The organism is Achromobacter sp. ES-001, assembly GCF_019448355.1.
Lineage (GTDB): Bacteria > Pseudomonadota > Gammaproteobacteria > Burkholderiales > Burkholderiaceae_B > Achromobacter > Achromobacter spanius_B.
Genome location: NZ_CP079940.1, coordinates 801965 through 825020, shown reverse-complemented (window position 1 = coordinate 825020; position 23056 = coordinate 801965). Strand labels below are relative to the sequence as shown.

Genomic DNA, 23056 nt, shown 5'->3' with positions numbered 1-23056 from the left:
GTGCGGATCTTTCCAAGCGGCGGCGCTGCGTACCGGCCGACATGGCGGTCGTCGCCTTGCCTGACGCAGCATGCGGCGTGCCCGGTAAAGGTGAAGCACAATAAGGGCCGTTACAAAGCGAAATAGCCGAAGCGGTGACCGGCGTGGTCGGGCGCGCGGATTCGCTGAATTTTCTACGCGGTCCCTGATCCAATGCCCGCAAGATTGGTTTCGGCCCACCGGGCCGGATGCAGAACAACCTGGAGGCCCAATGCGGCATTCAACCCTGATTTTCGTAGTGGCGGCATTTGCGCTGCTGACGTTGAGCCGCTTGGCGCTGGCCGCCTGGCAGTGGCAGCGCGTGCGCAATGCCGGTGGCCTGGTCCCCTTGTTGCTGGGCGGTTTGCGCATCGACGCGCATCAGATCGCCGTGCTGGCCGCGCTGCCGGCGGTGCTGTCGCCTTTCTTTGGCCACTTTCCGATTGCCGCCTCGCTTGCCGGATATTGGTACCTGGTGGCCTTCATGCTGCTGGCCTTTCTGGAAGTGGCCTCGCCGCCCTTCATCCTGGAATACGACTCCCGGCCCAACCGCCTGTTCGTTGAATACCTGAAGCACCCGCGCGAAGTCTCGGGCATGCTGTGGCGCGGCTACAAGCTCGTGCTGGTGGGCGCCTTTGCCGCCCTGGCGCTGATCGGCTGGGGCGCGTACGCCCTGTTCGGACACGCCCAGGCCGACGCGGCGCTGACCTGGTGGCAGATGCCGATTGCCAGCGTGGTGATCCTGGCGGTGGTCATCCTGGCCATACGCGGCACGCTGGGCCATCGCCCGATCAACCCGTCTTCGGTGGCCTATTGCTCGGACGGCATGCTGAACACGCTGGCGCTCAATTCGCTCTACAACGTGTTCTACGCCGTCTACAGCATGAAGAACGAAAAGTCGGCCTCGGCGGTGTACGGCGGCATGGACGATGACCAGATGCACGATCTGGTGCTGGCGCAAGCCGGCCTGCCCAATCCGCCCGCCAACCCCGACTACCCCAGCCTGCATCGCCAACCCGCCACGCGCAAGACGGCGCGGCCGCTGAACCTGGTGATCATTCTTGAAGAGAGCCTGGGCGCGCAATACAGCGCGGGCTTGGGCGGCGCCAACCTGACGCCGGAATTGGATGCGCTGGCGCGCGAAGCCTGGGCGTTTACGCGCGCCTATGCCACCGGCACGCGCTCGGTGCGCGGGCTGGAAGCCGTGGTGACGGGCTTTTTGCCCACGCCTGCCCAGGCCGTATTGAAGCTGCCCCGTTCGCAGCGCGGCTTTTTCTCGCTGGCTGACCTGCTGGGCCGCCATGGCTACCATTCGCGCTTCATCTACGGCGGCGAATCGCACTTTGACAATATGAAGGGCTTTTTCCTGGGCAACGGCTTCAAGCAGATCGTTGACCGCGCCGACTTCGTCGACCCCGCGTTCGTGGGCACCTGGGGTGCGTCGGACGAAGACATGTTCAATCAGCTTGACCGCCTGCTGCGCGAAGACGGCGACAAGCCCACCTTCACGCTGGCGTTCAGCGTATCGAACCACACCCCTTGGGAATACCCCGCCGGCCGCATCCAGACGGAAGGCAACCCCGCCACCGTGGAGAACACGGTGCGCTATGCGGACTGGGCGCTGGGCCGCTTCTTTGAACGCGCCAAGGCGTCGCCATACTGGGAGAACACCGTGTTCCTGGTGGCGGCCGACCACGATTCGCGCGTGTTCGGCGCCAGCCTGGTGCCGGTGCGCCACTTCCATATTCCCGCCGTGATCCTGGGCGCCGGCGTCGAGGCACGCCGCGACGACCGCCTGATCAGCCAGATCGACCTGCCGCCCACCTTGCTGTCGCTGATCGGCGTGGACACCGAACACCCGATGATCGGCCACGACCTGACGCGCAGCACACCGGGCCGCGCCATCATGCAGTACGACAACACGTACGGGTATCTGAAGGAAAACGACTTGCTGGTGCTGGCGCCCAACAAAACGCCGGTGCAGTACCGCTACACCGCGCCGGAAGACTACGCGCCCGTTGCCCTGAACCCCGAACTGGCCACCGAAGCGCTGGCCCACGCGCTATGGCCCAGCTGGGCGTATCGCGAAGGCCGTTACAGCCTGCCCGGGCTGACGCCCGAAACGGCGGCCACGCCGGTGGACGCCGCCAAGCGCTGATCCACGCGCCACGCGCTGATCAGCGCGGGCGCAGGAACCCCTTGCGCGCCTTGTTGCTGGGCGCATGGCAATGGCAGTCGGGGGTGTGGTCGTTGACCATGCCCACCGATTGCATGAAGGCGTAGACAGTGGTGGGCCCGACGAACTTCCAGCCCAGCTTTTTCAATGCCTTGGACAGCGCGATGGATTGCTCTGACGTTGACGCGCCCAGCGTCGATGGCGACCCGTCGGGCGCTTCAAAGCGCCAGAAGAACGCGGCCAGGGACCTTTCCCGATCGATCATTTCCAACGCGCGCGCCGCGTTGTTGATCACGGCTTCAATCTTGCCCCGATGGCGCACGATGCCGGCATCGGCCAACAGCGCCTGGATGTCTTTCTCGCCAAACTTCGCGACGCGGGCGGGGTCGAACTCGGCGAAGGCGCGACGAAACGCCGCGCGCTTGTTCAGGATGGTGCGCCAGCTGAGGCCGGACTGAAATCCTTCAAGGCAAAGCTGTTCGAACAGCGCGCGATCATCCCCTTGCGGGCGCCCCCACTCGGTGTCGTGATAGGCCATGTACTCGGCGGATGTATCCACCCAGCCGCAACGGGCAAGGCCGTCGGGGAAGTCGTTTTTGGCGTTCAAGGCAAAGCTCCAGGCTGCGGTCAGGTATCGATGCTAACGCAGCAACGTCCCCGAAAAAAGTCGTAGCAGCCGCAGTCTGAATCCAGCTACTATTTGCGCGCTGATCCCGTGCCGGCCCTGTCCGCGCGCGCCCCGGATCCCAAACGGGCTTGCACCAACAGCAAGCCCGTTTTGCGTCCATCCCGCGGTTGGGCAGGCTTGCCAAACTTCTCCCCTCTCTCATGTCGCTGCTAGAGACCGCTGTTCTGACGTTCGTGTCGCCCGCCATCCTGGCCGGTGACAAGGCCGATGCCAACCCTTGCCTGGACTGCGGCGCCTGTTGCTCGCACTTTCGGGTGTCGTTCTATTGCGGCGAGCTGGCGGGCGAAAACGGCGGCCACGTGCCGGTGGAATTGGTCACGCAGATGAGCCCGCTGCGTGCCTGCATGAAGGGCACCGAAATGGGAGGCGGCCGCTGCATTTCACTGCGTGGCGAACTGGGCAAGCCCGGCATCCACTGCGCCATCTACGAAGACCGCCCCACGCCCTGCCGGGAATTCGATATCTGGATGCCCGATGGGTCGCCGAACCCGGACTGCCAGCGCCTGCGCGCAGGCCTGGGGCTGGCGCCCGTTGCGCCCCGCCCCGATGCGGAAAACGACCCGCAAGGCCCGATGCACCCGGATCAACCGGCCGCGGCGTAGCCACGCGCCCGCCGCACGGTCAATGCGGTTGCAGCCCCGCCAGATAACGCGTGGGCGTCATGCCGAAAGCCGCCCGGAAACTGCCGATGAAGGCGCTGGTGCTTTCGTAGCCCACCGACAAGGCCGCCTGCGTTACCGAGCCGCCCCGGCACAGCATTTCAAGTGCGCGCAGCAAGCGCGCCTGCTGCCGCCACTGCCCCAGCGTGACGCCGGTCTCTTGCCGGAACCTGCGCATCAAGGTGCGCGACGACATGTTCAGCCGCTGCGCCCATTCATCGATGCCCGCCATGTCGTCAGGCGTATCCAGCAGCGTGTTGGCCAGGTCTTGCAGACGCGGGTCAACGGGCATCGGCAGCAGTTGCGGCGTATGCGCGCGCGAGTCCAGTTCGTGCAACAGCACGTCAAACAGCTGAGCCTGGTAGGCGCCGGAAATTTCGCCCGGCTGGCTGCCGCTGAACCGGTCAACCAAGGCTTCGATAAGTTTCGATGACGGCCATGACCGGCAGTGCGCCGGCAACCGGTGGCAAACGTCTGGCCGCACGTAGAGGAACGTGCCGCGGGCATCGCCGAACCAGCGGGCGCCGTGCGGCGTGCCGGGGGGAATCCAGCCCAGGCTGCCCGGCATCACCGTCCAGACCTGCGAGCCGGCCTGAACCACCACCAGGCCTTCGTGCACCAGCGTCAGCATGCCTTCGTCATGCACGTGCAAGGGCACGGCGATGCCCTTGGACTCGCGCCGCCCTTGCACGCTGAACGATGTCAGCAGCGTATCGGGGCGCGCGTTGGCGATGGCCATGTGAAGCATGGTTGGCAACTTTGAGCTACAGGTTGACGGGTTCCCGTTAGCGGGCGAAGTTGAAAATGTACATCATTCTCATCAGTCGGGCATCAGCCCCCCGAAGGAGAAAACGATGGACACTACGCGGCTGCGCGACGCCGGCATTAAAGCCACCTTCCCGCGTCTGAAGATTCTTGATCTGTTTTATCAGCACGCCGATCAACACATGAGCGCGGCCGACATTTACCGCAATCTGATCTCGGACCGCAGCAGCATCGGCCTAGCCACGGTGTATCGCGTGATCACGCAACTTGAAGACGCCGGCCTGCTCAAACGCACTCAGCTCGACGCGCACAACACCGTGTTCGAGCTTAACGACAAAGGGCACCACGACCATCTGGTTTGCAAGCACTGCGGACAGATCCTGGAATCCAGCGATCCCGCCATGGCGCAACTGGTGCGCAAGATTGCCAAGCGCAGCGGTTTCCTGCTGGACTCCTACAGCCTGGTGCTCTACGGCAGTTGCGGCTGCAAAGCCGCCGCGCCGCTCGCCCAAGGAGAATTCGAATGAACCGCGATCATTTTTTCTTTCACGATCTATCGCGCTTTCCCATCGTGACCGCCAAACACGGCGGCGCCCCCGACGGTTATTCGGCCAGCTGGATACGCGAGATGGAAATGCTGGTGGACAACCCGCAAAGCTTCGTCATGGTCATGCCAGACATGCGTATGGAAGCCGGCCACGACGACCGCAAGGCGATGATCGATTGGCAGACGCGCAATATGCAGCGCTTGAAAGCACGTTGCCGCGCCTTTATTGCGGTTGAACGGGAACCTGATGCGCTAAACCGCATCCGCCAACGCGGCGAGAAAATGGCGCGCGCGTTCGGCATGCCGTTCCTGGCGGTGGCCACCAGCGCCGAAGCCCTGCAATGCGCGCGAGAACTGCTTGGCCACAGCGGCCCCAGTGGATTCGTCGTGGATTGAATTTGTGTGTATCGCGGTAGTACCTGCGCGCCTTCGGGCGCGTTTTGCATTTCGGGCGCTGCACAAAAACGCCGAGGTTGCCGAAATTCGAATGCAATATTGATTATTTTGCGATTGTGGCAAAAGGCGTTGCTGGCATAAATTCCGTCTTTGGCACTTCCGCTGGTCCCTGCCCGCCGGGACTTGCGCGCGACGGCCGTTTCCGATGCCATCCGCCCCGCGCGCCATTTTTGCGGCTGCCAACCGCTTGGACTCGACATTGAGATTTACGGCATCCACGTCAATGAAGCGATTCCACTTCGATAGCACCGCGCTTCGTTATTTTCTTACCGTCGTCGACACCGGGTCCGTCAATGGCGCCGCCGCGCGGCTGAACGTTGTCAGCTCGGCGGTCAGCCGGCAGATCGCGGGGCTGGAACAGCGCCTGCAAAACCAGTTGTTTGAACGCCATCCAAAAGGCATGCGCGTGACCGAGGTGGGCCGCATCCTGGCGGACCATGCACGGCGCGTGGAAGCCGATGCCGCACGCACGTATGCCGAAATCGGCGGCCAGAACGGGCGATACACGCAAACCGTGAAGATCGCCGGCGCCCATGGCATTGCGGCGCGCGCGCTGCCGCCCAAATTCGCGGCGTTCCAGACGGAGCATCCGTCGGTGCGCTTTAACCTGACCGTGCTGGACGCCGGGCTGGTCACTGAAAGAGTGCGCTCGGCCCAGGCCGACATCGGCGTCACGTACAGCCACGCGGCCGAAAAGGACATTGCCGTCATCTGTGCGCGGCCGGCCGAGATCGTGGCCGTGATGCGCCCCGGCCATCCGCTGGCCGCCCATGGCTCGTTGCATTTGACGCAGCTGTCGGCCTATCCGCTGGCGCTGCCCGAAGGCGGCAGCGCGTTGCGCCGGCTGCTGGACATGGCCTCAAGCCTGTACAACACCACCCTGTCGCCCGCTTTCACCTCCAACCACCCCGATGCGGTCTACCACTATGTGCTGACGGGCAACGCGGTGACCTTGTGCGCCCGCCTGACCGCCGCCGCCCAGCTGACGGCCGGCACATTGGTTTGCCGGCCCGTTCAAGACGCGCTGCTGAACGGCGGCCAGATCCAGATCCAGACCCACGTATCGCGCCCGCTGCCCGACGCGGCCCAGCGGTTTTTGCGGTATCTGCGCAGCGACACCGAAGGGTTGTTCTAGTCACGGGCGCGCCGCCGCCAGCTGCGTTGCCGAAACGACAACGGGGCGCTGAGAAATGATCAATTGTTAAAGTTGTAATCTAAATTTACAGTCGACGCGGGTTTATCACTTGATCTTGGCGGCGGCTTTGCGCCGACCGCCCTTGCTGGAGTCTCGCGCATGTTTAAGAACCTGAAAATTCGGACCGGGCTGTTGTCCGTCCTTACGCTGTTCGTCCTGGCGCTGGCCGCCGCCACCGGCATGGGCTGGTCATTCGCCAAGGTGGCCGATGAAGCGGTCGACAACCTCAATCTGGTGTCTACCGAGCAGACCCGCCCGCTTTACGAGACGCAAGTCCTGCTATTGCGCACCCGCATCACGCTGGTGGCCGCCTATCTGGACGTGCAGGCCGGACGCACCGCTCAGGCGCAGGCCAGCGTCGAGCAGGCGGGCAAGTTCCTGGCCAGCGCGCGCAAACGCTATGCCGTATTCCAGACGGTGCCCAAGCTGACGGACGCCGCCCGCAAAATGACGGCGGACATGGACGGCGTATTCGACGCCTATGTCCGCAGCATCGACGCGCTGGGCGATGCGCTGCAAAAGCAATCCGCCGAAGGCTACGTCGCGGCGGTGGCCGAGGCCCGCGTTGCGGACGCGCGATTCGAAGAACGGCTTGGCGCCATCCTGTCCCACACGGAGCGGCGCGCCGTGGAGATCAACGACGCGTCGGACCGCCGCTATCTCCAAGCCGAAACCGCCGCCATCGTCATGTTGAGCCTGGCGTTGATTCTTGCCATCGGTTGCTGGCGCTTCATCAGCCGCCAGGTGCTGTCTCCGTTGAAAGAGGCCGCGGTGCACTTTGACCGCATCGCCTCGGGCGACCTGACGCAGCGCGTCCACACCGGGGCCGACAACGAGATCGGCGTGTTGTTCTCGGCCCTGAAGCGCATGCAGGAAAGCCTGACGCGCACCGTGGCCGAAGTGCGCCGCAGCGTGAACGAAATCAACACGGGCGCGGCCGAGATCGCGTCGGGCAATACCAATTTGTCTTCCCGCACGGAAGAGCAGGCTGCGTCGCTGGAAGAAACGGCCGCCAGCATGGAAGAGCTGGCCACGGCGGTCAAGCAGAACACCGAACACGCCCACCAGGCCAACGCGCTGGCGGCGGAAAGCCGCGGGGTGGCGATGCGCGGTGGCGAAGCGGTGCACCAGGTGGTGGAAACCATGTCGCGCATTTCGGATAGCTCGCGCCGCATCGCCGAGATCGTTTCGGTCATTGACGGCATCGCGTTCCAGACCAATATCCTGGCGCTGAACGCTGCCGTGGAAGCGGCCCGGGCCGGCGAGCAAGGCAAGGGCTTTGCGGTAGTGGCGGGCGAAGTGCGGTCGCTGGCGCAACGCAGCGCGCAAGCCGCGCGCGAGGTCAAGGACCTGATCGAACAGTCCACCACCAACGTGGACAGCGGCGCCGAACAGGTGCGCCAGGCCGGTGAGACCATGCAGGAAATCGTGTCGTCCGTGCAGCGCGTTACGCAGATCATGGCGGAAATCACGGAAGCGTCGACGGAGCAATCGCAAGGTATCGACCAGATCAACCGCGCGGTTACGCAAATGGACGACGTGACGCAGCAAAACGCCGCATTGGTCGAGCAAGCCGCCGCTGCCGCGTCGTCGCTGGAAGACCAGGCGAAGCGTCTGGCCGCTACGGCCGCGTTTTTCAAGGTGCCGGCTGAAACCATTATCGACGTCACGCCGCAGGCGGTTGCGTTACGTCACGCCCACGCGCACTGAGGCAATGACCGCCGCCTCATGCAAATGGCCGATATTGCCCCGCCACCCCATCCATTTGTATGAGTATTTTTTCCCTAAGCCGTTTTCCGGTTTAAGACTTGCCGGCCTGTGGCCGTTGTTAAAGGCGTAGGCGCCGTTATCCACGCGGCGCCTTGCCCCCACCACAACGAGCCGCCCGCCAAAATGAATCGCGCCCTTGCCTGTATTTTCTGCCATTCAACGCTGGCCCAGGGCGCGCCGTTGCTGGAAAAAAACGGTGCAGCCATCTGCAAGCGCTGCGTCGACCAATTCTCGGAACGCTTTTCGGAACGCGCCTGGGTCATGGCGGCCACGCTGGAAGAACAGCTGGACGTGCTGCTGGAAGAAAGCCGGCGGGCGTTGACGCAAAGCGAAGCGCTGTCCGAACGGGCACGCAGTTGCGGCCTGAGTCTGCACTTGCTGTCGGGCGCATCGGCGCGCACGCCATCCTGACGCAACACGTATTCCAGGGACGCATGGCATTGGGATATATGGACGCTTATATCGGCCTTCCTTAGGGCTTTGAAGCTGTCAGCTATCCGTAAGATCGCCTGCGCACGTTGCAAAACACTGTTGGGCTGATTATTAAAAGCTGCACGCCTGACGCGTTTTTGTTTTTTGTCGACATTATCGAACGTGCCAGCCCGTCCGCTTTCCCTTCGTCTGTGAAATGGCCCTCCCGCGTTTAGTACCCAGTATTAAGCGTGCGCCGTTTTGCCGTCGCCCATCTCATTACCGAAAAGCAAAAATGCCTTACTACGAAATGAAAAAACGGGCGATTTGTCTTGCCCTGCAATCACTTGGCCTGAGCGGCGCGTGGTCGTTAAGCCTGCTGGCCGCGACGCCCGCGCTGGCCCAGAACATCACGTGGACCGGCACGCAGAACAGCGATTGGCAAGACGCGCAAAACTGGTCCACCGCGACGCTTCCTGGTGCCGCCGGTTATTTATTCATCAATAGCGTGGCGCCCAACGCACCGGTTATCAACAACAGCGTTGGACAGGCGGGCATATTGTTTCTGGGCGCAATCGGCGGCCCATCGTTGACGTTGATCAATGGCGGGACGTTAACCAGCGACAGTGCCATCGTGGGCAATTCGAATAATGGCTTTACGGCCGGCACGTCCGAGCTGGAATCTGGTACGGCCACCATCAGCGGCACCGGTTCGCAATGGAACGCCACCTTTTTAACCCTCGGTTTATATGGCGCGGGCACGTTGAACATTACCGCGGGCGGCAAGGCCGTCACGGCCAACACCGTGTCGCTGGGCGCGCACGCCACGTCCCACGGCACGCTGAATATTTCGGGCGTGGGCAGCGCGTTGCAGGCGGGGCAGATTACCGTCAGCGACAGCGGCGCCAGCGTGTTGCGAATTTCGGATCACGGCACGGCGCAGGGTTCCTCCTTGCTGGTCGCCAATAGCGCGGGCTCGGTGGGTACCGTCGAGATCCTCGGCGCCGGCGCCTCATTACAGACCAGCGGCAGCATGACGATCGGCGCGCGCGGCACGGGCACCGTCACCATCACCGGCGGCGCGTCGGCCACATCGGCCACCCGAACCTATTTGGGCTCATATGCCGGCGGTGTCGGCAAACTGGCTGTGTCCGGCGTTGGCAGCCGGTTCTCGTCGGTGAACGATATGGTCGCCATCGGCATGGATGCAGGATCGAAAGGCGAACTGACGGCAACGGACGGCGCGCTGGTCGACACGTTTCAGATCGTGGCGGGATACAGCGCGGCAAGCGAGGGCACCGTCGTCGCCGACGGCCCGCAAACCAAGGTCAGAACGACCAGCGCATTCCTGGTGGGCTATCAGGGCAAAGGCACCGTCAGCCTGTCCAACGGTGCCATGCTGGAAACGGCTAACCGCGTCCGGATCGGTGACGCTACCGGCTCGACCGGCACCCTGAATATCGGCGCCGCCGCCGGCGATGCCGCCACGGCTCCCGGCGTGGTGCAGGCGGCGCTGGGCGTGCGCTTTGGCAATGGGACCGGCAAGCTGGTCTTCAACCACACCGGCACGGATTATGTCTTTGCCCCCGCAATCAATTCCTTGTCACCGGGAATGGGCACGATCGACGTGCTGGCGGGCACGACCATCTTCACGGGCGATTCCAGCGCCTTCAGCGGGCAGACCCATGTGCAAGGCGGCGCCCTGACGGTGAACGGCATCCTGGGCGGCACGTTGAACGTAGCCGGCGGCGCGTCATTGCGCGGGGTCGGGCAGGTTGGCACGACCACGCTGCAAAGCGGCGCCATTCTGTCGCCCGGCAAGCTTGGCGGCGCGCTGACCGTAGCGGGCGACCTGACATTCTCGCCAGGATCGGTCTACCAGGTGATGGCGGATTCGCAATCGTCGGCAAGCAGCCGCGTAGTGGTCAGCGGCACGGCGAATCTGGCGGGGTCCGCCGTCCATATCGGCCCGGATGGCGGGTTCCAGACGCAGCGCGAATACACCATTCTTAGCGCCGGCACGATCAACGGGCGGTTCGACTCCTTGTCGTCCAACTACGCTTTTCTGGACCCGGCGTTGCATTACGACGCCCAGAACGTCGTGATGCAGCTTGGCCGCAAGCAGGTGCCCGTGGACCCGGGTACGCCCGGCACCCCGGAAACGCCGACCCGCCCCATCGCCTTCGCCGACGCGGCGCAAAGCGGCAACCAACGTGCCGTGGCTAACGCGCTGGACAGCCTGCCCGCCGGCAACCCGCTGCACGACTACATCCTGACGCTGCCGGAAGGCGCCACCAGCGCCGCGTTCAACAGCCTGTCCGGCGAAGCGCACGCCAGCGTGACCTCCAGCCTGACTGGCTTTAACAACACGGTGCGCACCGTGCCGCTGGCCTATCTGCGCGCCAATATGGGCGCCGGCATGCGGCCGGGCGCCCCCACCGCGCAAGCCGGCGGCACGCCCTTATCGTCCGCCTTGCCTTCGTCAAACGCGCAGCCCGCCTGGGCCGAAGTGATCGGCAACTGGCAAACCTTGAAAGGCAACAGCGATGCCGGCCAAGTCCGCCAGAAGACCGGCGGCGTCTTCGCCGGCGTGGACCATGCCCTGGGCGGCGGCTGGCGCCTGGGAGGCGCGCTGGGCTTTACCGACGCCGACATACGCGTTGACGACCGCTCGTCCAAAGCCGACGTCGCCGGGTACAGCGCGGCCGTGTTCGGCGGCAAAGTGTTTGAGATGGGGCCGGGCAAGTTGAATCTGATGCTGGGCACATCGTACACCTGGCACGACATATCCACCGAACGTCACGCCAACGTGGCAGGTGCTTCGCAAAAGCTGACGGCCGATTATGGCGCCAGCACGACGCAATTGTTCACGGAACTGGGCTACGCCCTGCCCGTTTCGGATCACGTCAGCATCGAGCCCTTTGCCGGCCTGGCATGGAGCGACACGCGCACCCGCGGCTTCTCGGAATCAGGCGGTTCAGCCGCGCTGCGCGGGGAAAGCGACAGCACCACGCAGACCAGCAGCACGCTGGGCTTGCGCGCACTGACGAACTTTACGGTGGGCCAAACCGAAGGCCGCCTCCAGGCAACGTTGGGGTGGCGACATGCTTTTGGCGATGTGCAGCCCCAATCCGTGATGTCTTTTGATGGCGGACAAGCCTTTACCGTGGCGGGCGCGCCCATCGCACGCAATGCCGCGCTGGCCGAGTTGGGCGTCGAAACCGCCGTCACCAAAAACGCGACGATTGGTTTGACCTACAGCGGCCAGTTCGGCGGTGGTAACCGTGAAAACGCGGGGTCACTGCATATGACATGGAGATACTGACCGGCGCGTTTTGTTTTGTCGTTCAATAATAATTAGTGTTTCAAACTTCGCATTTTATATAACAGGATGGTATCTGCGGGCCATTTATTAATACTGCGGTTGGTATCCGCCGCGCCTGCGATTTCAGAATGGATGGTATCTGTTTGCAGGCGTTTTGTTATATAAAAGAACTGGTATAAATTGCGTCCTTTTTTTCGTTAACCCATTCGGTCCACACATATTGGCCTGTTACGTAGAAATACGTTTAAAACAATCCAGCAATGTTTGTGCCGTGGATTATTAATCGAGACAAAGGACGCAGTTTTGATATACGGCACGAAGAAGTGGCTGACGGCGACACTGGCGCTGGGTACAACTTACTGCGGCGGCGTCATGGCCGCCGACTTGACGGTTTCGCCCGGTAATACGCAAGTGTTCGATGGCTCGGCCAATTACGCCGGGGGCGTGGACGTCAACGGCGGTACGCTGGTTATCGGTGGCAATGGCGGTGGCGCGGGCGTCACGCTGGGCGGCAACGTCAACGCATCATCGAATGGCACGGTGGCGGGCTTCGGCACCGTCAATGGTGACTTGAACGTCTCCGGCGCGCGGGTTGCCCCCGGCTACGAAGTCGGCACGCCAACGGGCGTTTCCAACGGCAACCTGGTCGTCAACGGCAACCTGTCGATGAACAACAGCGTGTTTGCCTTCGAGACCGGCTACGCGGGCCTGCCCATCACCCAACCCGGCACGGGCGACAACATCACGGTCCGTGGCGACGCCGCCATCAACAACACGACGCTGAACGTCACGGTGAATACCTTGGGCGTGAACGCGGGCTATTACCGCATCCTGTCGTACGGCGGCAGCTTGTCGGGCAACGGGCTGACGCTGGGCAGCGTCACCGGCGACTCGGCGCCCGGGGCCACCATCCAGTCGCTGACGGGCGATAAGCAGATCAACCTTATCCTGGGCCCCAGCACGACCAATCTGTGGAACGGCAACGGCGCGGCATCCGCCACGCGCGCGGGTGGCGGCAACGGCACCTGGAGCGCCGCAAGCACCAACTGGAACAGCCCCGGCAACGCCACGGGCGCGCTGCCGGATGGCGGCTACGCGATTTTCACGGGCGCGGCCGGCACGGTTACCGTGGACGGCGGCGCGGGCCCTGTCCGCGTGTCGGGCATCCAGTTCGCTACCGACCGCTACCGCCTGCAAGGCGCGCCCATCACGCTGGTGGGCAACGGCGGCAACCCGCCGGCGATCGTCGTGGGCGATGGCACCTATGCCTCGGGCCAGTTCGTCGACATTATCGACAACCCCTTGCAGGGCACACAGGGCTTCGTCAAGACCGGCCCGGGCTCGGTCATCCTGACCGCCGACAGCAGCGGCCTGACCGGCCCCATCCTGATCGCGGACGGTGCGCTGGAAATCGACGGCAAGTTGAACGGCCCCGTGGATATCGGCCGCGAAGTCGTGCTGGCCGGGGTGGGCCAATTGGGCAGCACCACGCTTTACCCGACCGCCGTGGTGTCGCCGGGCAATGATGGATCGCCCATCGGCACGCTGACCATCAACGGCAACCTGAACTTTGGCCAGGACACGATCTATCGCGTGCACGCCGACCCGGCCAGCAGCGCCAGCGACCGCATCCACGTCACCGGCGTTGCCTACCTGGACGGCAGCGTCGCGCATGTGGGCCCGGACGGCAACTACGCGCCGCGCACAACGTACAACATCCTGACGGCGGATGGCGGCATCCAGGGCCGGTTCACGGGCGCGTCCAGCGGCTATGCGTTCCTGACGCCCACCCTGAGCTACGACGCCAAGAACGCCTTCATGACGCTGACGCGCAACGACGTGCCGATCGGCAGCGTGGGCAACACGGGCAACGAAAACAGCGTGGGCGGCGCACTGGACCAGGAAGCACCGGCCGCGGGCGGCAACGGATCCGCGTCGGCGGGTAATGGCTCGGCGCCGGCAGGCAATGGATCAACGGCCACGGGTAATGGATCGGCGTCGGCAGGCACCGGCTCGACGTCCACCGGCAACGCGTCGACCGCAACCGGCGGCACTTCGGCCTCCACCTCCACCCCCTCCGCATCGACGACGCCCCCTGCCACCGGCAACGGCGCCACGCCGACTACCCCCGGTTCCACGGTCGTCGCCAGTGGCAGCACACCCGGCAAAGCCACGGCCGCCAGCCAGGTAACCAACGCGGTGCTGGCCATGACGCCGGGCCAAGCGCGAGCGGCCCTGGCGATGCTGTCGGGCGAAGCGTACGCCAGCACCACCAGCATCCTGCAAAGCCAGTCGGATGCCGTGCGCACCCTGCCCCTTTCGCACCTGCGCGCCAACCTGGACGCACCCGCGATGGCGGGCCGGCCCACGGCGCAACTGGGATCACCCTCGTCCAACGCGCTACCGCAAAGCGGTGCGTACCCCGTATGGGCGCAGGCGTTCGGCAACTGGAGCACGTTCAAGGGTGACGGCAACGCGTCCAGCGTCAACCAGTCGGCCGGCGGGTTCTTCTTCGGCGCCGATGGCGAGGTGGGCAATGGATGGCGGATGGGCGGCGCGCTGGGCTACATCGGCAGCCACAACTCGATGGCTGACGTATCGTCGCGCACTAACGTCGACAGCTACACGGCATCGTTGTTCGGCGGACGCAATTTCAGCGCAGGCCCGGGCGCCATCCGGTTCATGGCGGGTGCTGCGTACACGTGGCACGACATCGACGCCAAGCGCAACGTGGCGGCCGGCAGCCTGAATCAACGACTGGAATCGTCTTACCACGCGTCGTCGACGCAGCTGTTCACCGAACTGGGCTACAAGCTGCCGATGAGCGACACGACCAGCATCGAGCCCTACGCCGGCTTGGCGTGGAACCAGCTGCGCACGCGTGATTTCAAAGAGACGGGCGGCACGGCGGCATTGCACGGTTCGGGCAACACGGACGACGTGACCAGCACCACGCTGGGCCTGCGCGGTTCGTGGGATTTCGCATCCAACCGCGCGCCGGGTCGACTGACCGCAACGCTGGGCTGGCGCCATGCGATGGGCGATGTGAGCCCCAAGCAGGAATTGGCGTTTGAAGGCGGCAGCACGTTCTCGGTGACAGGCGTTCCCATCGCGCGTGACGCGGCAGTGGTGGGCTTGGGCGCTGAAATGGCCATCGCCCGGAACACCACGGCGGGCGTGGCCTACGACGCGCAGTTCGGCGGCGGCAACCGCCAGCAGTCGGGTGTGCTGAAGTTGGCGGTTCGGTTCTAAGAAGGAAAGTCCGGGAGCGGGCTCAGGGAGCCCGTTCTTGGATGCCGCCTTGGACGCCGGCTTTGCGCGGCGGTCCTGGATGCCGGTCTTGGCCGGCGGTCCTGGATGCCCTTCTTGGGCGCCGTTATTGGTCACCCCGTTATTGGTCGCCTCGTTATTGGTCGCCTCGTTATTGGTCGCCCCGTTCTTGCCGTCCGTTCTTGCCGTCCGTTCGTAAAGGCAGATCCAAGCAATCCCCCCCCAAAAAGAGGTTCCAGGAAGCGCCTCCGACCCGCAGACGAAAAAAAACGCCGCTAGTGATAGCGGCGTTTTTTTCATTGCGGGTCTTGCGGTGTTCTGTGGTGGGCTGAGCGAGACTCGAACTCGCGACCAACGGATTAAAAGTCCGCTGCTCTACCGACTGAGCTATCAGCCCGACCGAAGCCAGAAATTATGGCGGATTTCTTCGGACTTGTCAAAATAATGACGCCCCGTTCCGCTCAAGCCATCCGTGCGTCCATAAAAAACGGCCGCTTGCGGCGGCCGTTTTCGAGCGGTGCGGCGTCCTGGATTACCAGGCGGCCACCACGGCGCCCTTGTACTTGGTCTCGATGAACTGCTTCACCGCCGGGCTGTGATAGATGCTGACCAGCTTGGCGAATTCGGCGCGGTCCTTGTCCTTTTCACGCACGACCAGCACGTTGGCGTAAGGCGAATCCGGCGATTCCTGGGCGATGGCGTCCTTGGTCGGGTTCAGGCCGGCTTCCAGCGCGAAGTTGGTGTTGATGGCCGACGCGTCGGTGTCGTCCAGCGAACGCGGCAATTGGGCGGCGTCCAGTTCGATGAAGCGCAGCTTCTTCTTGTTTTCCACGACGTCGATCGGGGTCGCCTTCAGGCCCGCTTCCGGACGCAGCTTGATCAAGCCATTGGCTTGCAGCAGCAACAGGGCACGACCACCGTTGGTCGGGTCGTTCGGCAGCGCAATGCGCGCGCCGTCTTTCAGTTCGGCCAGCGACTTGATCTTCTTGCTGTAGATGCCGATCGGGAAAATCACCGTCTTGGCGATGCTGACCAGCTTGTAGCCGCGGTCGGCGTTGGCGTTGTCCAGATAGGGCTGATGCTGGTAGCTGTTCACATCCAGGTCGCCCGCGGCCAGTGCCACGTTGGGCTGCACGTAGTCGGTGAATTCGATGATCTGGATGTTCAGCCCTTGCTTGGCGGCTTCGGCCTTGACCACATCAAAGATCTGCGCGTGCGGGCCGGCGGTGACGCCAACCTTCAACGGCTTGTCCTGTGCCAGCGCGGGCTGGGCGAATACGGCGGCGCCAAGCGCGAATGCAGCCAGCGACTTCAAAACCTTGATGCTCATGTTGCGATATCCCGAGTAACGGAAGTAGAAAGAAGATTGAAGCAAGAGTGAAGCGATGTCGCGTTCAGCGATGCGACATGCGGCGCACGAAACGGTCGCCCAGGCTTTGAATCGCCTGCACCAACACGATCAGCACGATCACGACCGCGGCCATGACGTCGGATTGAAAACGCTGGTAGCCGTAGCGAATGGCCAGGTCGCCCAGGCCACCGCCACCAATGGCGCCGGCCATTGCCGAATAGCCGATCAGGCTGACCACGGTGACGATGGTGGCGGCGATCAGGCCGGGCAAGGCCTCGGGCAGCAGCACCTTCAGGATGATCTGCATCGGCGATGCGCCCATGGCGCGCGCCGCCGTGATCAGGCCCGGGTCCACTTCGCGCATGGCGTTTTCAGCGATGCGGGCCATGAACGGAATCGCGGCCACCGACAGCGGCACGATCGCGGCGGTGGTGCCGATGGACGTCTGCGCCACCAGCCGCGTGAACGGAATGATGGCGACCATCAGGATCACAAAGGGCACCGAACGCGTGGCGTTGATGATGGCGCCCAACACGTGGTTCACCGGCTGGTTCTCCAGCATGTTGCCGCGCGCGGTGACGGTCAGCGTCACGCCCAGCGGAATGCCGATGACCACCGCTATCGCGCTGGCCACGCCCACCATCAACAAGGTGTCAAGCAGCGACGTAATAAGCAGGTCGATCAGTTGCGGACTCATGAGCTATTTCTTCAACGGTAATGTCACGGGCGGTCAACGCGGCAATCGCGTCCTTGACCGCGGCGGGCGTGCCTTGGGCCAGCACGAACATCGTGCCCACGGCCACACCCTGGATGTCTTCAACGCGGGCCTGCACCAGGCCCACGTCCAGCGAAAACTGCTTGGATAGATCGGTCAGGAACGAGCCCGACGAATCCGTGCCGGTCAGAGACAGGCGCAACAATCGCACGGCCTGGCCGGGCTGCGCGGCGGCCAGCGCGGCGATGCGTTCTTTCACGGCGGCCAAGGTGGCGTCGGTCAGGTCGGACGCGGTAGCGGCCGACACCATGCCGCGCGTGACGTCATGGCGCGGCTGCGCGAACACTTCGCGCGTGCTGCCGATTTCCACCACTTCACCTTGCGACAGCACGGCCACCCGGTCGCACACTTCGCGCACTACTTCCATCTGGTGCGTGATCATCACGACCGTCACGCCCGTCTTGCGGTTGATGTCGCGCAGCAGCGCCAGGATGTTGTGCGTGGTTTCCGGGTCCAGCGCGGACGTGGCTTCATCGCTGAGCAGCACGTCGGGGTTATTGGCCAAGGCGCGCGCGATACCGACGCGCTGCTTCTGGCCGCCGCTGATCTGGCTGGGATAACGGTCACGCAGATGCTCCAGGCCCACCAGCGCCAACAAGCGCTCGACGCGGGCCGGGATCTCGGCCTTGGCCACGCCGGCGATTTCCAGCGGCAGCGCAACGTTGCCGTACACCGTGCGGCGCGACAGCAGGTTAAAGCCCTGGAACACCATGCCAATACGACGGCGCTGACCACGCAGCTGCGCCTCGTTCAATCCGGTAAGTTGCTGTCCGCCGATGGCAATCGTGCCTTCGTTCGGGCGCTCAAGCAGGTTGATGCACTGGACCAGCGTGCTTTTACCGGCCCCGCTGGGGCCGATGATGCCGAAGACCTCGCCCTGCTCAATGTGCAGGTTGATGCCTCGCAGCGCCTGGAATTGTCCATGCGGCGTGGCATAGGTCTTGGATAGGTTCTCGATGTGAATCATGGCAAGCGATTTTGTATCTTTTCTCTTCTGAAGAGAACGACCGTTTTTTTCATTTTTAATAACTATAAGTAATATGACGCGCCGTAGCGCGCCCGCGATTCATTGGCCCGCGTCACCGCAGGAAGGGTCGCGATACGGACACGGCAAAACGCGTAAAGGGCAGTCAGGAAGGAAAGCCTTCCTGACTGCCCCTTTTATGACGATGACCGGGGAGCCGGCCGCGCCGATATCAGCGTGCGCGCGAAATGCGGACTTCCGCCCCCCGGCGCTTGACCTCAAGGCCTTCGGACGGCGAAATACGCAGCCCTTCCAGCCCCTTGATGTAGCTGGAGCCCTGCATCTGCATCACGCGGATCTTGTTGCGCATGACAACCGGGTTGTGCACCGGCATGCCGAACATCCAGACTTCGTCCAGGATACGGGCCGAATTGAATTCGCCCGTATGCTGCGCGGCGGGCCCCAGACAGAGCATGTGCCCTTCACGGCCAAAAACCGGGAACTGGCCCAGCTCGCAGTCGATCGTCCAGGTGGTGCCGCCTTCGTAGCGATGGCCGGTGTTCAGATCCCACCAGGCTTCGCCCTTGGGCAGATACACGCGCACCTGCTTGCCCGGTTCGGTAACCGGCGCCACCAGCAGGGCCGGGCCCAGCAGGTATTGCAGATCCCATTCGTGGGCGTGCGGGTCGTTCGGGAACGACAGCGCCATGGAACGCTGCACCGGCAAACCGGTGCGGGCGGAATCCTCGATGGCGCCCAGCACATAGGGAACCAGGCGATAACGCCATTGCATCCAGGTGCGGGCTTGCGCCAGGGTGTCTTCGTCGAAGTCCCAAGGCATCAGGCCTTCCACGCCCTGGAACGAGAAGTTGGCCGAGAACACTCCCACGGTCAACCAGCGCAAATACAGTTCGGACGTCATGCCGGCGCGATCGCGCGAGGCCGAACCAATGCCATGGACCTGCACGGGCAGGCCGCTGGCGCCGATCGACAAGGCGGTGCGCAAGGTATGGCGCAGGCCATCCCAGGAGTTTTCCGCCTGCGGCCCCACCTGCCACGGCAGGCGCTGCGCGGCGGGGAACAGGTCAGAACTGGGCACGACGCCTTCGGGCGGCACTTTCAGGCCGGCCACGGCATCGAACAATGCGCGGCGCACCAGCAGCGGGTACATCGTGCGCAACGCGGGGCCCGTTTCGCCATTGCGTGCCGTCACGCCATCGGGGATGGCGATCTGGGCGTCGCAAGCGGGCGCGTCCAGGCCGTCGTCGATCAGCTGGCGATGACGCTCGACCCACAGGTTGTAGATGTCGCGATAGGTCAGGTCCAGCAGGCCGAAGGGCTGACCGGAGGTGGCGGCGATGCCGTCGAACACCTGCGCGGCGCCGTCTTCCTTGGCCAGCAGCCAGCCGCGATCTTCCAGTTCCTCGAACAACGGGCTGCTCTTGAGCACGCCGGGGAAACCGGAGGCCGCGACATGCACGTTGTGCTTATGGAAAAGCGCCAGCATCTGCTTGGCGTCAGGGAAGCGCTGGGCGTCCCATTCGAAAACCGCCTTGTCGGACTGGAAGCCCCACGCCACCGGCTGCGCCAATGTGACGGCGTCCACCGGAATCTGGTTTTCGCGCATGCGCGCCACCAGGGCGACCGTCTGCGTAGGCATTTCACCGGCAGCCTGGGCCAGCCACGCGCCCATGGCCCACAACACGGGCTGGCCGGCACGGCCGGTCAGCGCGGTGTATTGGTTCAGGATTTCGGCGGGCTCGCCGGCGAACAGGAACACGTCCAGCACGGCATCGTCAACGGTCAGCACGTAGGCGGAATCCGCCGGCGCGACGCCCACGGCATGTTCCACGCGACGCATCGTGTTGACGTAGACGCCCCAGCCGCGCGGGCTCCATGCCAATGGCAAGGCGCGATGCTCGGGGTCGTCAGAGACAACGGATTCTTCGCGGCGGTTCAAGTCGCCCGGGGTTTCGCCCAGGCCAAAGACACGCTCGTCGGCCAGCAAGGTGAACCCCGCCGTCCAGACTGCGTCGTCTTCCTTGTCCAGCGCGTTATGCCCGAATGCGGGCGTATGCGCCGAGACTTCCGACTCGAATACCCGTTCGTCGTTGCGATAAATCGCAACGCGCACGGGGTTGGACTGGATCTCCAGGGCGACGTCGCCCTGGGTGATGCGCCAGCCATCGCCGCCATCGCGCGGGGCAATGGTGGCTTCGCCCACGGCCTCTTGGCGCGCGAGCAGCATCTCGGCCACGGCGCGCGCACGCGCGCCGGGCTTGTCATCGTTCAGGTGGTTCGCCTCGCCGCAGCGCAGGCGAAAAACACCAGGCGCATGCGCCTCGACTACCAGGTGCAACCCATCGCCCGCGTCGAAATCAAAACGACTGGGGCGGGACGTCAGCAGCTCGATGTTGTCGAGCTGGGTAGTATGGGCAAAGTCGAACTTGGGCGGCACAGAGCATCCCCCGGCTTAAGCCAAAAACCATCAAAAGACGCTATTTTGACGGATTTGAGCTTTGAAATAAACTCGGTCCCTCTTCTGGATGGGTTTCTCATCCTTAAAAAGGGGTCGTAAAGCCCTCGGCCAACGCATCTCGGCCTAGAGCCGCGCGCCGCCGAAACGCCAACATCAGGCCCATTACGGTCTATTTGGCGCCAAATCCTGGCAATTACCGCAATTCTACGCCACCTGGCTCCGGCCCCTGCCAGAGACCGAACTTTTTTTCACCTTGGTGAAATAAGTTGGGCCAGATCGGTTTCCAGCACATCCGGCTCGCCGCTCAGGCGTGCCGCGATCACATCGCCCATCAGCGCCGACCACGACAAGCCCCGCGACGCATAGCCCACGGCTATCCAAAGCCCGGGCGCGTGCCGCAATTCCCCCACGGCGGGCAGCCGCCCAGGCAACACGGCGCGCCAGCCCGCCCACCCCGCCAGCGACCCGGGCACCAAGGCCTCAAAACCCGGAAAGTGGCCGCCCAGCAGCCCCGCCGCCTTGGCCAAGGTGGTGCGCTGGCCCGGCTCGGTGACCAAGGCTTGGGCCGCGCCGTGTTCGTAAGTGCTGCCGACCACGCAACCTGCACCCACATCCGGCAGCAGATAGCCTTCGCCCCCCACAATGCAGCGCGGACCGCCGTCAAGCGCCGCAGCGGGCACCAGCGTGACTTCGCCCGCCAGCGCGTGCATCTGCGCCACGCGCGGCAGAGGGTCCAGCAAACCGCTTTGCTTCAATACCGCTTGCGCACCAAAGGCGTTGGCCAGGATGACGGTTTGCGCCTGCGCCAATTCTTTGCCCTGGGCGTCCAAGACGCGCCAGCCCTGCCCCGACGCCTCGACACGGGCCGCGTTGCCGGGCACAACGCCGACGCCGGGCGTTTGCAGCAACGCGTCGATAAGACGGTTGGGCTGAACCAGCATGCCTTGTCCGAAGTACACGCCGCCCCGGGCCACCGGCAGGCCGGCCAAGGCGCTGGCTTCGTCACGGTCGACCACCCGCACCCAATCGGGCGGGAACGTCAAGGTTTGCAATGTGCCGGCCAGCGCGGCGGATTTGCCGGCGTCGCGTTCAACCTGGACCGTACCGCAAACCCGGGGCGCGGCATCGCCGCCCAGCCCTTGCCAGCGGGCCTGCGCGCGTTGGCTTCCGGCGCGGGACAGGCGTGCGCGTGCATTGTCGTCGCGTGCCACCACGGGCGTCAGGGCGGCGGCCACATGGCCCGCATGCGCGGGCTTGCCCAGCGCCCGGGCCGCATCCAGCACCGTTACACGCCAACCGCGCCCGGCCAGCGACTGCGCGATGCCGGCCCCCGCCAGCCCAGCGCCGATCACTACGGCATGCTTGACGGCCACCGGCCCGGCGATGGCGGCGGCTACCTGGCCCGGCGCGCGGGCGATGCCCTCGGTCATATGCCATTTGCCGCCATAGCCGGGCGTGCGCCGCACGTCAAAACCCGCGTCCTGCAGGGCCTGCCGCAGCTCGCCGCTGCATGCCCAGGTGGCTACCGTGGCGCCAGGCGCGGCCAGTTGCGCCAGATCGCGCAGCAATGGCGCGGACCACATGCCCGGATTGCGCTCTGGCGCGAAGCCGTCCAGGAAGAAGGCGTCCACGCGCGCCGACAGGCGCGGTGCAATCACCCCGGCATCGCCAAAGCCCAGCGTCAACGTCACCGCGCCGTTCTCGAATTCGAGCCGATGCAGCCCCGGCAGCAGCGCGGGCCATTGGTCCACCAGGCGCTGCGCCAACTCGGCCAGTGGCGTGGCGGCGTAGCGAGCCAACAAGGCGGCAAGGTCATCGCGGGTAAAGGGATGCCCCTCTATCGACACCACATGCAGCGCGGCAGGCCGCTGGGGATCTTGCCGCCAGGCGTGCCACAGCGCCAGAAAATTGAGTCCCAGGCCGAAACCGGTCTCGCAAACGGTAAATGCGTCGCGTCCACGCCAGCGCGCCGGCAGCCCGTTACCACGCAGGAACACGTGTTCGGCCTGGCCCACCGATCCGGGGTGCGGGTGATAGACGTCGCCGTACACGGCGCTGTACAGCTTGCCGTCGGCGTCGAATTCGATCACTGCGGGGGTCAGGGGAACGTAAGGCGCGGACATGGGGGTTTTCGAAAGAATGAACAGAGTTGTGACAAACGCGAATTATCGACGGGCCGCCGCGCAGACGTTGGATGGACGCCACGC

The 23056-nt window shown here is 64.3% G+C and carries 16 protein-coding genes and 1 tRNA gene; 9 read left to right on the top strand and 8 right to left on the bottom strand.

The window, feature by feature from the left end; all coding sequences use genetic code 11:
- The first annotated feature begins 250 nt into the window (after window positions 1-250).
- Window positions 251-2176 (top strand): LTA synthase family protein, encoded by a 1926-nt coding sequence (locus tag KYT87_RS03630; RefSeq protein ID WP_120153853.1) that lies wholly within the window; start codon window positions 251-253, stop codon window positions 2174-2176.
- A 19-nt stretch (window positions 2177-2195) separates the two neighbouring features.
- Here KYT87_RS03630 and KYT87_RS03625 read toward each other — a convergent pair whose 3' ends face one another.
- Window positions 2196-2801, bottom strand: coding sequence for a DNA-3-methyladenine glycosylase I (locus KYT87_RS03625; RefSeq protein ID WP_219991706.1), 606 nt, complete (start codon window positions 2799-2801; stop codon window positions 2196-2198).
- 221 nt (window positions 2802-3022) lie between these two features.
- Here KYT87_RS03625 and KYT87_RS03620 point away from each other — a divergent pair, with 221 nt between their 5' ends.
- A complete protein-coding gene (locus KYT87_RS03620; protein ID WP_046804230.1) occupies window positions 3023-3484 on the top strand; it encodes a YkgJ family cysteine cluster protein in 462 nt (153 codons plus the stop codon).
- A gap of 19 nt (window positions 3485-3503) precedes the next feature.
- Here KYT87_RS03620 and KYT87_RS03615 read toward each other — a convergent pair whose 3' ends face one another.
- Window positions 3504-4289: an AraC family transcriptional regulator gene (locus KYT87_RS03615; RefSeq protein WP_082134428.1), complete on the bottom strand. Its 786-nt coding sequence runs from the start codon at window positions 4287-4289 to the stop codon at window positions 3504-3506.
- 106 nt (window positions 4290-4395) lie between these two features.
- Between KYT87_RS03615 and KYT87_RS03610 the strand changes: the two genes are divergently transcribed.
- From KYT87_RS03610 to KYT87_RS03580, 7 genes are all read left to right on the top strand, one after another.
- Entirely contained in the window at window positions 4396-4833 is a 438-nt protein-coding gene (locus KYT87_RS03610) for a Fur family transcriptional regulator (protein ID WP_046804231.1), read from the top strand.
- Window positions 4830-5249 carry a hypothetical protein gene (locus KYT87_RS03605; protein ID WP_046804232.1) on the top strand — a complete coding sequence of 140 codons (420 nt, stop codon included), beginning with the start codon at window positions 4830-4832 and terminating at the stop codon, window positions 5247-5249. The genes KYT87_RS03610 and KYT87_RS03605 overlap by 4 nt, the downstream gene beginning before the upstream one ends.
- A gap of 283 nt (window positions 5250-5532) precedes the next feature.
- Window positions 5533-6444 (top strand): LysR family transcriptional regulator, encoded by a 912-nt coding sequence (locus tag KYT87_RS03600; RefSeq protein ID WP_120153849.1) that lies wholly within the window; start codon window positions 5533-5535, stop codon window positions 6442-6444.
- Window positions 6445-6603: 159 nt separating this feature from the next.
- The gene (locus KYT87_RS03595) at window positions 6604-8214 is read left to right on the top strand and encodes a methyl-accepting chemotaxis protein (protein WP_046804234.1); all 1611 of its coding nucleotides are present in this window, start codon (window positions 6604-6606) and stop codon (window positions 8212-8214) included.
- Window positions 8215-8397: 183 nt separating this feature from the next.
- Window positions 8398-8685: a ClpX C4-type zinc finger protein gene (locus KYT87_RS03590; RefSeq protein WP_046804235.1), complete on the top strand. Its 288-nt coding sequence runs from the start codon at window positions 8398-8400 to the stop codon at window positions 8683-8685.
- Window positions 8686-8980: 295 nt separating this feature from the next.
- Window positions 8981-12010 (top strand): autotransporter outer membrane beta-barrel domain-containing protein, encoded by a 3030-nt coding sequence (locus KYT87_RS03585; RefSeq protein ID WP_219991705.1) that lies wholly within the window; start codon window positions 8981-8983, stop codon window positions 12008-12010.
- A gap of 303 nt (window positions 12011-12313) precedes the next feature.
- Window positions 12314-15262 carry an autotransporter outer membrane beta-barrel domain-containing protein gene (locus tag KYT87_RS03580; RefSeq protein WP_219991704.1) on the top strand — a complete coding sequence of 983 codons (2949 nt, stop codon included), beginning with the start codon at window positions 12314-12316 and terminating at the stop codon, window positions 15260-15262.
- Between the two features lie 339 nt (window positions 15263-15601).
- Here KYT87_RS03580 and KYT87_RS03575 read toward each other — a convergent pair.
- From KYT87_RS03575 to mnmC, 6 genes are all read right to left on the bottom strand, one after another.
- Window positions 15602-15677, bottom strand: a tRNA-Lys gene (locus KYT87_RS03575).
- A 135-nt stretch (window positions 15678-15812) separates the two neighbouring features.
- Window positions 15813-16610: a MetQ/NlpA family ABC transporter substrate-binding protein gene (locus tag KYT87_RS03570; RefSeq protein WP_104143395.1), complete on the bottom strand. Its 798-nt coding sequence runs from the start codon at window positions 16608-16610 to the stop codon at window positions 15813-15815.
- A gap of 64 nt (window positions 16611-16674) precedes the next feature.
- Window positions 16675-17328 (bottom strand): methionine ABC transporter permease, encoded by a 654-nt coding sequence (locus KYT87_RS03565; protein WP_006226291.1) that lies wholly within the window; start codon window positions 17326-17328, stop codon window positions 16675-16677.
- A complete protein-coding gene (locus KYT87_RS03560; RefSeq protein ID WP_046804292.1) occupies window positions 17285-18373 on the bottom strand; it encodes a methionine ABC transporter ATP-binding protein in 1089 nt (362 codons plus the stop codon). Before KYT87_RS03560 ends, KYT87_RS03565 begins: the two co-directional genes overlap by 44 nt.
- Window positions 18374-18602: 229 nt before the next feature.
- Window positions 18603-20828, bottom strand: a complete 2226-nt coding sequence (locus KYT87_RS03555; RefSeq protein WP_219991703.1) for a TIM-barrel domain-containing protein — start codon at window positions 20826-20828, stop codon at window positions 18603-18605.
- A 269-nt stretch (window positions 20829-21097) separates the two neighbouring features.
- The gene (gene mnmC, locus KYT87_RS03550) at window positions 21098-22972 is read right to left on the bottom strand and encodes an FAD-dependent 5-carboxymethylaminomethyl-2-thiouridine(34) oxidoreductase MnmC (RefSeq protein WP_219991702.1); all 1875 of its coding nucleotides are present in this window, start codon (window positions 22970-22972) and stop codon (window positions 21098-21100) included.
- Window positions 22973-23056: the final 84 nt, after the last annotated feature.